7 protein-coding genes are annotated in these 12,043 nt (G+C 69.7%); all 7 read right to left on the reverse strand.

Annotation, left to right across the window (positions count from 1 at the left end; genetic code table 11):
* Positions 1–59: 59 nt before the first annotated feature.
* The 7 genes from ABN034_RS09430 to ABN034_RS09460 all read right to left on the reverse strand — a co-directional run bounded on the left by ABN034_RS09430 (position 60) and on the right by ABN034_RS09460 (position 12,041).
* Positions 60–1,241 carry a Wadjet anti-phage system protein JetD domain-containing protein gene (locus ABN034_RS09430; protein WP_349690613.1) on the reverse strand — a complete coding sequence of 394 codons (1,182 nt, stop codon included), beginning with the start codon at positions 1,239–1,241 and terminating at the stop codon, positions 60–62.
* Positions 1,238–4,642 carry an ATP-binding protein gene (locus tag ABN034_RS09435; RefSeq protein ID WP_349690614.1) on the reverse strand — a complete coding sequence of 1,135 codons (3,405 nt, stop codon included), beginning with the start codon at positions 4,640–4,642 and terminating at the stop codon, positions 1,238–1,240. Before ABN034_RS09435 ends, ABN034_RS09430 begins: the two co-directional genes overlap by 4 nt.
* Positions 4,639–5,343 carry a DUF4194 domain-containing protein gene (locus ABN034_RS09440; protein ID WP_349690616.1) on the reverse strand — a complete coding sequence of 235 codons (705 nt, stop codon included), beginning with the start codon at positions 5,341–5,343 and terminating at the stop codon, positions 4,639–4,641. Before ABN034_RS09440 ends, ABN034_RS09435 begins: the two co-directional genes overlap by 4 nt.
* The gene (locus ABN034_RS09445; protein WP_349690617.1) at positions 5,340–6,836 is read right to left on the reverse strand and encodes a DUF3375 domain-containing protein; all 1,497 of its coding nucleotides are present in this window, start codon (positions 6,834–6,836) and stop codon (positions 5,340–5,342) included. The genes ABN034_RS09440 and ABN034_RS09445 overlap by 4 nt, the downstream gene beginning before the upstream one ends.
* 68 nt (positions 6,837–6,904) lie before the next feature.
* Positions 6,905–7,987, reverse strand: a complete 1,083-nt coding sequence (locus ABN034_RS09450) for an amidohydrolase family protein (protein WP_349690618.1) — start codon at positions 7,985–7,987, stop codon at positions 6,905–6,907.
* A gap of 11 nt (positions 7,988–7,998) precedes the next feature.
* Positions 7,999–9,603 (reverse strand): signal recognition particle protein, encoded by a 1,605-nt coding sequence (gene ffh / locus ABN034_RS09455; RefSeq protein WP_349690619.1) that lies wholly within the window; start codon positions 9,601–9,603, stop codon positions 7,999–8,001.
* A 104-nt stretch (positions 9,604–9,707) separates the two neighbouring features.
* Positions 9,708–12,041, reverse strand: coding sequence for a [protein-PII] uridylyltransferase (locus ABN034_RS09460; RefSeq protein ID WP_349690620.1), 2,334 nt, complete (start codon positions 12,039–12,041; stop codon positions 9,708–9,710).
* Positions 12,042–12,043 lie beyond the last annotated feature (2 nt).

Here is a 12,043-nt window from a genome sequence, read left to right on the forward strand (position 1 = left end):
CAGATGGGCAGCGGTGCCCGCCCGGGGCCCACGCCAGGGTGGCTCGGGGCGGCTCTCCCCTACGCCACCCGCCGCGAGATGCTGGCGAGCGCCCGGGTGATCGCGGCGTAGGAGATCCGCTCCTGTTCCAGTCGGACGCCCGTGCCGAAGGTCTCCTCGACGAGATCGCGGTAGAGCGCGCTCTCCGCCTGGGTCAGGGCGTCGAGGCTGGTGACCACCTGCTTCGCCTCACTCGCCCACTGCCCCTCGTGGGCGAGAAGCGTGGCCCGATCCATCAGCATCGACCTGGTGTGGGGGAACCGGCGCCGCAACCGGTCGAGGATTGCCAGGCCGTGCGTGTCGATGTCTCCCCAGTAGATCAACTCGCGGTCGGCGAGCCATTCCTGACCTTCGAGCAGCGACACCGCGTAGCCCCCACCGAACACCGCGATCGCGTCCGCGACGTCCGGGAAGGCGAGATAGGTGATCTCGTTCTCGATCACGTAGCACGCGGTGCACTCCAGCGGCGCCGACGCGAGTTCCTCGGCCCGGACCGTGATCTCGCTGAACCCACCGCGCAACCGCTCGCCACCGAGGGCGCGGATCCGGAGATAGTCCGGTCGCCGGCGGAATCCGTAGCGCCGGGCAAAGTCCGACGGTGACCGTGCACGGTCGACGCGATCCTCGGCGAGCTGGTGGTCGAGCAGCTCGGCCAGCACCGCGCGGTGCCGCTCCACGAACTTCGTGTCGACCCCGGGAACGTCGATCTGTCGTACGTACATCTCGCCGCTCGGGTGGGCGTCGATCCAGCGGACCGTCTCGACGATCGCGGGCCAGTCGCTCTCGAGCGGGAGCACTTTCAGCGGGTGCGCGATCATCCAGGCGACGAGACGCGGTGCCCTCGACCGCGCATCGGCCACGAGACCGGCGAACGCGGCTGCCTCCCGTTCGACGCCGAGCACCGCCCAGAGTTGGTCGTAGGAATCGATCCACGCCTTGGCCGGCAGCTCGTTGGCGCCGATCAGCCGACCACCGACCCGCCGATGCTCGATCCGGAACCGCCGGCCGGCGCGCCGCCACGAACGGGCCCAGTCCTGAACCTTGGCGAGGTCTGCCCCCAGCTCGCTGACCGCGGGTCCGCGCACGGACAGCCCGAAGGGTTCCCACGGGCGTCCCTCGCCGTACGCCGACAGGAACGTCCCGGCGTCCCAACGGCTTCGGAGTTTGCGCTCGACGTCCGCCGGAGTCGTCCAGGCGCTCACGCCGGCCGGTCCAGGCCGGTCAACGCATGGGCACGCCGGCGTTCGTGGTACTCCTCGATCGTCAGGCACTGCAGGCGCGAGTGATCGCCTTCCCGGGTGTTGTCGACGAAACCGACGGCGGAGACGTACGGCTCGATCACGTGGATCTTCTGCAACGGCGTCACGATGAGGAGCTGCAGCCCGAGCCGCCGGAAGAGGGCGAGAGCGAACCGGGTCGACTCGTCCGAACCACGGCCGAACGCCTCGTCGATCACGACGAACCGGAACGCCTTGGAACGGACCGCACCCCACTCGAGCTTGAACTGGTAGGCAAGCGACGCCGCCAGGATCGTGTAGGCGAGCTTCTCCTTCTGCCCACCGGACTTGCCGCCGGAGTCGGTGTAGTTCTCGTGCTCGGTGTCGTCCTCCCGCCAACGTTCGGAGGCGGTGAAGACGAACCAGTTGCGGACGTCGGTCACCTGCCTCGACCAGGCACGGTCCGCCTCCGTCTGCCCCTCCCGACCCTGGAACCGCTCGATGATCCGTTTGACCTGGAGGAACTTCTGCTCGGAGTACTGGTCGGACTCGTCGCCTGCCACCGTGCTGTCGGTGCACGCCCGCAACTCGCTCCGGAAGTCGCGGATCTCGGTGTTGGGCGTCGGGTGGTGCTCGAGCCGGATGAACCGACCCGGGTTGTAGTCGATCCCGACCAGGGACTCGTTGATCGTGTCGATGCGTTCCTTGATCAGCTCGACCTGCTTGTTGAGCTGGGCCTGGAAGCTCGCGATGTCGCGGATCGTGTTGGTGTTGAGGTACCGCTTGAACTCGGCCTCGAACCGCGGGAGGTCGTCGTCGTCCAACCTCCGGTGGAGGTCGCGGTACTCGTCCGCGGCGAGGACGGAACTGTCGAAGTCGGCGGTCTCCAGCGGGTGGTTCTGGCGGAACACGCTCATCTTCGTCACCGCCCGGTTGGCCGCCTGGCTCTGCCGGGTCCGCCGTGACTCGACCTGGTCGGTGAGGGCGCGCGTGGTGTCGGCGACGGCGCGGTCGCAGTCAGCCGGTGCGACCAACATCGTCGCGTCGACCCGCTTCTCGAGCCGGTCGAAGAACTCCCTCGAGGTCTCCAGGTCGGCCGCCTGCAGGACCTTGTCGTTTCGGCCGAGGGACTCGTAGGCGATCTCGACTTCGCGGTCGAGGCCACCGATCGTGTGCTCGAGCGCCCTACGCCCCTCCTCGGCGGTACGAATCTCTGCCTTGAGGGTCTCGATCTCCTGCCCGATTCGCTCCAGCTCTCCCGACGCCTGCTCGATGCGGCGCTTCTCCGCAGAGAGACCGTCGACCCGTCGTACCAGGTCATTCCAGTCGAGCTCGGAGTAGTCGGCGAACTCGGCGAGCTTGCCCAGCACCGTCCGGCGTTCGATCACGGTGTCAAGGCTGTCGTCGAGCCGCGAGCGCTCGGCAGTCAGCTCATGGAGGCGGCGTTGGACCTTGGCGGCCCGCTGGAGGAGCGTGTCGACCTTCTGCTCGTTGGTCCAGCCGAGGACGTAGGAACTCCGGTCGTCGATCCTGCTTCGGTCGTCCTTCTCGTGGCGCCCGCCCGCGCCCTTGATCTGGCCGGTCCTGGTGATCGCCCGCTGCGCCCGCCGGAACTCCTCCATGGTCTCCACACAGGCGTAGCCCGCGCGGTGAGCGAGCTCCTTCTCCAGCCAGGGATAGAAGTCCGAGTCCTTGATCTCGAGCTTGGCGAACAGCTGCTGCTCCGCCGCACCCGGCTCCGGCGGGGAATAGGGCACGACCGCCCGCGGGACCCGGTAGTAGATCAGCCGGGCGTTGAGATGGTGGTCGTTGATCCAGTCCGACACCAGTCGGTAGTGCTCGTCCGGCACGAGCATCGACAACCCGAACGGCCGGAGCAGCCGCTCGGCGGCGCCCTCCCACTCCGACCATTGCGGGCGCACCTGGATCAGCTCACCGGCGAAGGGCAGTGTGGCCTCGTCCACCCCGACCTCTCGGCAGAGCCGGTTCCGCAGCTCGAGGCTGTGTGCCGGGAGGTTACTGCGCCGCGACTGCAGGCTCCGGAGCTCGGCGTTCAGCTCGGCAGCCTCCTCGGCCAGCGCCTTCTGGTCGACGGCGACCTCGGTGATCCGGTTCTGGGTGTCGGCGAGTGAGCCGCCGGTGCTGGCGGACTCGGCCAGGATCTGCTGCCGTCTCGCCGGGAACTGCTCGGCATGCTCGACGCCCGAAAGCCCGGCCTCACCCAGAAGTTCGTTGAACCGCTGCCACTTGGCATAGCGGGCCGCACGGGCCTGGTCCGCCTCGGCGATCTGGCGTTCCAGCTCGCCCAACCGGTCACCTCCGTGCCCGGCACGCTCGAGCAGCAGGCTCTGGCGTTTGTCGTACAGCCCCGCGAGGTCTCCGCTCACCTGCTCGAGGTCGGCCCGCCGACGCGCGGTCTCCTGCTCGAGCATCGCGATCTGCTCCTCGAGCAAGGCGGCCTTGCGGGTGGCGAAAAAGTACGGAACTGCCGCGCGTTCGCCTTCCAGGGAACCGATCTCGGCACCGAGCGCGTCGTAGGCGTCGCAGTCGGCGAGCAACGGCTCCAGCTCTTTCAGCTGGTTTCGGGCCTTGACGACCGCGTCGTGGGCCTTGGTGAGATCGTCGAAATGCGCGACCAGACGCTCGATCCAGTCCTTCGCGTCGAACGGCTCGAGCATGTGGGTGCGGACGAACTCGTTCAGGTTGCCGACCGACTTCATCGAGACGGTCTGGTGGAAGAGCTCCATCGCCTGCTCGGACTCGATACCCAGCTGGCGGCGGAAGTGCTTGCCGTAGTCGGGGAAGTGGTCGAAAAGTCTGACTCCACTCCCCCGCAGGCGCTTTCGAAGGCTGGCGATATCGCTGCCGAAGTCGCTGAAGTCGGCCTCGACCGACAGTGCCCGGTCGGCAATGGCGAAGAACCTCTGTGGCTGGCCATGGTTCTGGTCGGTCATCCAGAAGACCTGCGCGAGGGTGACCGTCGAGTCGTAGCCCTCGTTGCCGAAGACCCCGAGGATGACCGAGAAGTCGCCTGGTTTCCGCAGGCTCACCGGGCGGGAGCTTCCGGTCGTCTCACTGCGTTCGGACTTGTAGTAGCCGAGAACGTACGACCGGAGGCTGCGTTCCCTGGTTTCGGCACCGGCGGCCTTGTTGTAGGAGATCCGGTTGGCGGGGAGCAGCAATGTCGTGACGGCATCGACGAGGGTTGACTTGCCAGAACCGATGTCGCCGGTGAGCAAGGCGTTGTCGCCGCGCAGGTCAAGCGCCCACACACGGGCGTCGAACGTGCCCCAGTTGAAGATCTCGAGCCGTTCCAGCCGATGACCTGTCCGCGGGGTGCCGGTGCCGGCGTTCTCCAACTCGACCGCGCTGAACAGCCCCGTCATCGCTCTCCTCCGCCCCTGCCGTTGTCGCCACCCTCGGCGCCACTCTCGCCATCGGCGTCGCCGTCGGTGGTACCGGCTCCACCGCCAAGCTGTGCCGCATAGGCCGCGATGCGTTCGTCGAAGTCGGCGAGCCACTGACCATCGACGAAGGCCTTCAGTATTCGGCGGACCTCGTAGTGCGGCTCCCGGTCCTTGGTGCGGCGCAGGAAGCCGAGGTCGGTCACCCGCGTGATGTGCGCGTCGATCTGGTCGACGAGCCGAGCTTCGTTGCTCCCGTCCGGCAGGAAGACACGCACCATGTCGACGATCTGGTCGCGGCTCAACACGAGTTTGGAGTCTGCGTTGCGGGCATCGAACTCGGTGAGCTTCTTGCGGAGCAGCGCCAGTAGCAGGCTGACGTGGAACGACAACGAGCGCCGGGCGATCAGCCGCGGGATCGCCTGGCCGTTCTGCGCGTTCTGAGCGTTGTCGTCGTCGAGGTCGGGCTTCGAACGCAGGAACGCGTAGCCCTCGGCTTCGTCGATGACGACGGTGAGCCCCAGGACGCCTACATAGTCGCGTACCTGCGGCTGGAGCTGGAGCAGGTGTCGCCACGGGATCTCGTGGGTGTCGCGGTAGACGACGCCCTTCATCAGATGCGTCACCGCCAGCGAGAGACTGGGTTCGGCCGTCCCGGGTCGCCGCGCAGGGCTCACGCTCATCGAAGGGCCCGTTCCGTCGCGTCGGTTGTCCGCACGAACGTCACGCGCGGGAGGCTCGCGACCCGTTCCTGGCCGTCGGCGTCGATCCAGTCGACCTGCTCCCTGACCTCCTCGTCGAACACGACCGCGAAGGAGTCGTCGGCGAGCGACAGGTAGGTGACGAGTTCGGCAAGTCCCTGCTCGAGTGGGTGCTCACCGATGACGTCGCAGAGCCCGACCTGGGCACGCTGCTGCAGGCAGCGCCGGACACCGAGCGAGAGCCGGGTCGGATCCACGAAGACCTGGTTGAAGAGCGCCGACGGGTCGAAGTCGCCCTCGCCGCCTTCGACCCTGCTGTCGATCGGGGCCTTCGCCGCCGGTGTGTAGAGCGGGCGTTCCATCGGCAGGACGACCGCGGGGGTCGTGCCGTCGATGTCGAACGTCAACGGCGGGACGCCGTGTGCGCGCAGCCGCATCGCGCTGGACTCGATGCTGTGCAAGAGGTCCATCACCCGGCGGTTCTCCAGCCACGCCTGATCGTCGAGGAAGCGGCGGAGCTGGTCGGACAGCAGGCGGACTGTCGCCTGGGTGCGTTCGCAGGCGTCGAGCCAGTCGTAGTGGATGTGGCGCATCCGGGGGTCGCGGTCGTCGATCGCCTCGAGCTGCTGGACGCGTTCGAGGAGGTCGGTGAGCTCGGCCTGCCGCCGCGGGGAGAGGAGGAAGTCGTAGAACGCCTGGAAGCTCTTGCCCTGATCGGACTCGGCGATCGCGTGACGGTTGCCGAGCACCTCGTCGAGCAGTTCCCCCTTGGCTCCACTCCAGCCCGCGACCCGCTCACGCAGCGCCCGGTCGAGCGAACGGAAGTTGGCCTCGACCTCGCGGAAGTCGGCGAGCAACTCGCGCGCGGTGGTCGCGAACTGCTGGTAGCGGTCGCGCTGGGCGGCCGGTTCGAGCACGTCCACGTTGCCCTTCTCCACCTCGGCGATCTCGACGTCGATGGCGTGCCGGCGCCGGCGCAGCTCGGCGAGGCGGACCTCGGGATCGTCCTCGGCGCCATAGACCATCTGCCGGAGCAGGTCGAACAGCGTGTTGAGGCGCGACTCGGTGCCGACGAACGCCCTGGACCGCAGCGTCGCCACCCATGACAGCGCCTTCTCGACCGCGGGGGTGGCGTCGAAGTGTGGTTCGTCGGACCCGGCGGGGTAGTACTTGCGGAGCCAACCGGCCTCCGGCGCCGCCCAGTCGTCGAGATAGGCCGTCGCGCGCCGGGGGAAGGTCGCAGGGCCCAGGCGTTCGTTGAGGGCGTAGAGCTCGTCGTCGAGCCGGCTGGCAAGGGCCGAACTCGAGATGGATCGGATGTTGTCCTCCACGAACACCTTGGCCAGGAAGCTGAGGATGAGCGGGGCGTGATCGGCACGCAGCAGCTTCCACGCCGAGCTGTGTCGGCGAAGCGTCTCGATTTCGTCGAAGGACACCGCGCCCCACCGTCCGTCGCCGTCTGACCGATCCCTCATGTTCGACCCTCGTGTACCGACCGTCGTGAATCGACCCTCATGATAGGGACGGCGCAGGACAGATCCGCTCAGGCGACGACGGCGCCACGCAGGACGATCCGGGTGGGCGCGGCGAGCGCCCGGAGATCGTCGAGCGGATCGGCGTCGTAGACCACGAAATCGGCCGGCGCGCCCTCGGTCAGGCCGGGGTTGGCACCGAGCCATTCCCGGGCCCGCCAGGAGCCGGCGGCGAGGGCGTCGCGCCGCGAGAGCCCCACCCGCTCGTGCAGCAGCCGGATCTCGGTGGCGATGAGCCCGTGCGGCAGCACGCCGCCCGCGTCGGTCCCGGCGTAGATCGCGACGCCGGCCTCCGCTGCCGCCCGGAGCGTGTCGTCGACCCGGTCGTAGAGGGCACGCATGTGGGACGCGTAGACCGGGAACTTCGCCTCGCCCTGGTTCGCGTACTCACCGAAGTTGTCGAGCTGGCGCCGGGTGGGTACCAGCGCGACTCCGCGCTCGGCCATGGTGCTGATCAGCTCGGCTGAGAGTCCGGTGCCGTGTTCGAGGCAGTCGATGCCGGCCGCGAGCAGGTCGGGCAGGGCGTCCTCGCCGAAGACGTGTGCGGTCACCCGGGCGCCCATCTCGTGCGCCTTGGCGATCGCGGCCGAGAGCGCGTCACCCGGCCAGCAGGGTGCGAGGTCGCCGGCGTCGCGGTCGATCCAGTCGCCGACCAGCTTGACCCAGCCGTCACCCCGGCGCGCCTGCTCGGCCACGGTGTCGACCAGCTCGTGCGGCTCGATCTCCACGCCGTAGTTGCGGATGTAGCGCTTCGTACGCGCGATGTGGCGGCCGGCCCGAATGATGTGCGGCAGGTCGTCGCGCTTGTCGATCCACCTGGTGTCCGCGGCGCTGCCGGCGTCGCGCAGCAGCAGGGTTCCAGCGTCGCGGTCGGCCAGGGCCTGCCGCTCCTGCTCGTCGGCGGGGACGGCGCCGTGGGCATCGAGGCCGACGTGGCAGTGGGCGTCGACGAGACCGGGTACGACGAAACCCTCGGCCACCGTCTCGGCACCCGCCACCCGGGTGGAGGTGATCCTGCCTCCGACGACGTAGAGATCGCGGTAGTCGCCTTCGGGGAGCACGACCCCGCGTACCCGGAACGGTTGGGTACTCATCCGCGCCGCGCTCACTTGCCGTCTTTCCCCAGCATGTCGCGAAGCTCCTCGGGGAGCTCGAAGCCGTCAGGCACCTCCGCCCGGCCCTGACCCTGTGCCCGCATCAGGTCGGCGATGTCGCCGCCGAGCGCGGGCATGGTGGGCTCGGGCTCGACCGCCTCCTGGGCGGCGATCGCACCCTGCCGGGCCCGCTTGGCGGGGTTACCGGAACGCCCGGAGCGCTGCTTCTTGCCGCCCTTGCCCTTCTTGCCCTTGCGGTTTCCGACACCGCCACCGCCCATGCCGGGTATCCCGGGCATTCCGGGGATCCCCTTGCCCTGGCTGAGCTGGCTCATCATCTTGCGCGCCTCGAGGAACCGCTCGACCAGCAGGTTGACGTCGTTGACCTTGGTGCCCGAGCCGTTGGCGATGCGCAGCCGGCGGGAGCCGTTGATGAGCTTCGGATCCTCCCGCTCGGCCGGTGTCATCGACCGGATGATCGCCTCCACCCGGTCGAGCTCGCGGTCGTCGAGCTGGTCGACCTGGTTGCGGATCTCGCCGAGGCCGGGGAGCATGCCGAGGATCTTCGACAGCGAACCCATCTTGCGAACGGCCTGCATCTGGGCGAGGAAGTCCTCGAGGGTGAAGCCACGCTCGGTCTTGAGCTTCTCGGCGACCCGGTTGGCCTGGTCCTCGTCGAACGCCTGCTCGGCCTGCTCGATGAGGGTGAGGACGTCGCCCATGCCGAGGATGCGCGAGGCCATCCGGTCGGGGTGGAAGACGTCGAAGTCGTCGAGCTTCTCGCCGTTGGACGCGAACATCACCGGTCGGCCGGTGACGTGGCGTACGGACAGGGCGGCACCACCGCGAGCGTCACCGTCGAGCTTGGCGAGCACCACACCGTCGAAGCCGACGCCGTCGCGGAACGCCTCGGCGGTCGTCACGGCGTCCTGGCCGATCATCGCGTCGACGACGAACAGGATCTCGTCGGGCTTGACGGCATCGCGGATGTCGGCGGCCTGCTGCATCATCTCCGCGTCGACGCCGGTCCGACCCGCGGTGTCGATGATCACGACGTCATAGAGCTTGCTCCGGGCGTGGTCGACGCTCTGCCGGGCCACCTCCACCGGGTCGCCGACCCCGCTGCCCGGCTCCGGCGCGAACACCGCGACGCCCGCCTGCTCGCCGACGACCTGCAGCTGCTGGACGGCGTTCGGGCGTTGCAGGTCGGCGGCAACCAGCACGGGCTGGTGACCCTGGCCCTTCAGCCATCGGCCCAGCTTGCCCGCCAGCGTGGTCTTACCGGCACCCTGCAGACCGCAGAGCAGGATCACCGTCGGCGGCGTCTTGGCAAACCGCAGCCGTCGCGTGTCGCCACCGAGGATCTCGATGAGCTCCTCGTTGACGATCTTGATGACCTGCTCGGCCGGGTTGAGGGCCTGGTGCACCTCGGCGCCCCGGGCGCGCTCCCTGACCCGTCCGATGAAGTCACGGACGGCCGGCAGCGCGACGTCGGCCTCCAGCAGTGCGATGCGTATCTCACGACATGTCGTGTCGATGTCGGCATCGGAGAGCCGGCCCTTGCCGCGAAGCCGCTTGAAAGTTGCCTCGAGGCGATCAGAAAGTGTGGCGAACACGGTGACAGTCCCGGTCCTTGCTCGGCGGGTGGGGTCCTGGCCAGGGTAGCCGTCTTGTCCGGGTTCGATGGAGCGACCACCACCAGCGACCGACGAAACCTCTCTCAGGTGAGTGTCGTCGCGAACGAGTCGAGGAGTTGGGCGAGGGCGGTGTGACCGAGCGGTCCACCGTCGGGTCCCGTCAGATAGATGACGTCGACGGCCTCACCGGCCCAGGTGCTGACGTGCGCCGAGCGCACCGAGGCGTCCGCAGCCGCCACCGCCGTACAGATCTGGTGGAAAAGTCCGGGTCGGTCGTGGGCGCGGATCTCCACCACCGTGGCGGTAGCCGACGCGTCCGGCACCACGCGGACATCCGCGGGCGCCACCGGGCTGCGGTGGTTCGCGTCCAGCCTGGACAGCCGCTCGGCCAGGTCGCTGGCTCCCGCCGAGCTGGACAGCGCGGCGGACAGGCGTTCGCGCAGGATCGCCGCGTCGGGCGGGTCGCCGACGACGGCCCAGATGGACACGCCCACCCCGTCCACGGTCTCGACCGAGGCGGACTGCACGGACAACCGGGCGAGGGCGAGTACGCCGGCCACCGTGGCGAGCAGACCCACCCGGTCGGGCGCCACGGCGGTCAGGCAGGTCGTGTCCGACCGTACGGGAGAGCTGGGCTCGACAACCACGTCGAGCCGGCCCCGGTCGGCGAGGGCGCGCTGCCAGTGCTGGAGCGGCTCGGGAACGGGCAGGTGGCCGCGTTCGAGCTGGCCGCGGACGCGTACGACGAGCCTCGCCAGCAGTCCGGCCCGCCACGGCGTCCATGCGGCGGGGCCGGTCGCCCTCGCGTCGGCCTCGGTGAGCGCGGCCAGCAGGTCGAGGAAGTCGGCGTCTCCCACGGCGGCGGCGACCCGCGCGATCGTGGCGGGATCGTCGAGGTCGCGCCGGGTGGCGGTCTCGATCAGCAGGAGGTGCTGGCGGACGAGCCCCACGAGCGTGTCGACGTCGGCCGGCGTGAAACCCCACTCGGCGGCGATCTTGCCGGCGAGCACGGCACCCCGCTCGCTGTGACCCTCGCCCTCCCCCTTGCCGATGTCGTGCAGCAGCGCTGCCACGAGAAGGAGGTCGGGCCGGTTCACCCGGCGGACCAGGGTCGCCGCGTGGACGCAGGTCTCCAGCAGGTGCCGGTCGACGGTGTGCCGATGCACCGGGGAGTACTGCGGTGCACAGCGCACCCGCTCCCACTCCGGCAGGACACGTCCGATCAGGCCCGCCTGGTCGAGCGTCTCCCAGACCGGCAGCAGGTCATGTCCGGCGCCGAGCAGGGCGGTGAACAGCCGGCGCGCCTCGGCCGGCCAGGGGACCGGGAGCCTCGCCCTGCTGGCCGCGAGTCGCTCGGCCGTGTGCGGCGCGAGCAGCAGTCCCCGGTCGGCGGCCGCGTACGCGGCCCGCAGGGGCAGCAAAGGGTCCGAACCCCACCGGGTGGCGGAGTCGGGAGCGAGGACGACCTCGCCGTCGACGGCCGCGACGCCCGGGGCGAGCGGCGTGAGCTGCGGACCAGGCCGAGGCCGCGTCCTGCCGACCCGGCGACCCGACCGTGCCGCCAGCCCGCGCCCAGCCCGCCGCCAGGCGATGTCGGCGGTGTGGCTCATGGTGCGCCCGAGCTGGTAGACGTGGCGCAGGAGCGCGTCCCGGTCGGCAAGGCCGCAGCCCTCGGCGACGTCGGCCTGCAGGTCGGCCAGCAGCCGGTCGGTGGGCTTGCGGCCGGCAACCTGGTGGAGCACGTCGCGGACGTCCAGCAGGTCGCCGCGCATCCGCGCCAGCGCCGCGTGCGGGATCTCCACCAGCCACGTCGCCGCCAGCGCCCGGAGGACGACCCCATCGCGAAGTCCGCCGCGGGCCTCCTTCAGGTCAGGTTCGAGCAGGAACGCCAGCTCGCCGAACCGATCGGCCCGCCGCCGGCAGCTCTCCTCGAGCTCGGGCAGCCGCTGCCGCGCGCTCCGCCGCCATCCGGTGAGCAGGGTCGTCCGCAGCTTGATCGTCAGCGCGGCATCACCGGCGACGTGCCGTGCGTCCAGCAACGACAGGGCCGAACGCAGGTCGGAGTCGGCGGCTTCCGTCGCCTCCTCGAGAGTCCGGACACTGTGGTCGAGGGGCACTCTGGCGTCCCAGAGCGGATACCACAGGCCCTCGGCCACGGTGGAGACGTCGGCGCAGCGTTCGTCGTCGTAGAGCAGAAGGACGTCGAGGTCGCTCGCGGCCGAGAGCTCGCCCCGGCCGTAGCCGCCCAGGGCGACGACCGCGACACCGCCGCCGGCGCTCTCGTCGGGCAGTGCGGCGGCGAGCAGGTCCCGCAGACGCGCGTCGGCGGCATCGGTGCGCTCCGCCCGCGAGCGGCTGACCGAGGTCAGTCGCTCGCGCTGCCGTGGTGCGTCAGCCGATGCCGCCGTCGACGTCAAGG

The organism is Actinopolymorpha sp. B11F2, assembly GCF_040195635.1.
Taxonomy (GTDB): Bacteria; Actinomycetota; Actinomycetes; order Propionibacteriales; family Actinopolymorphaceae; genus Thermasporomyces.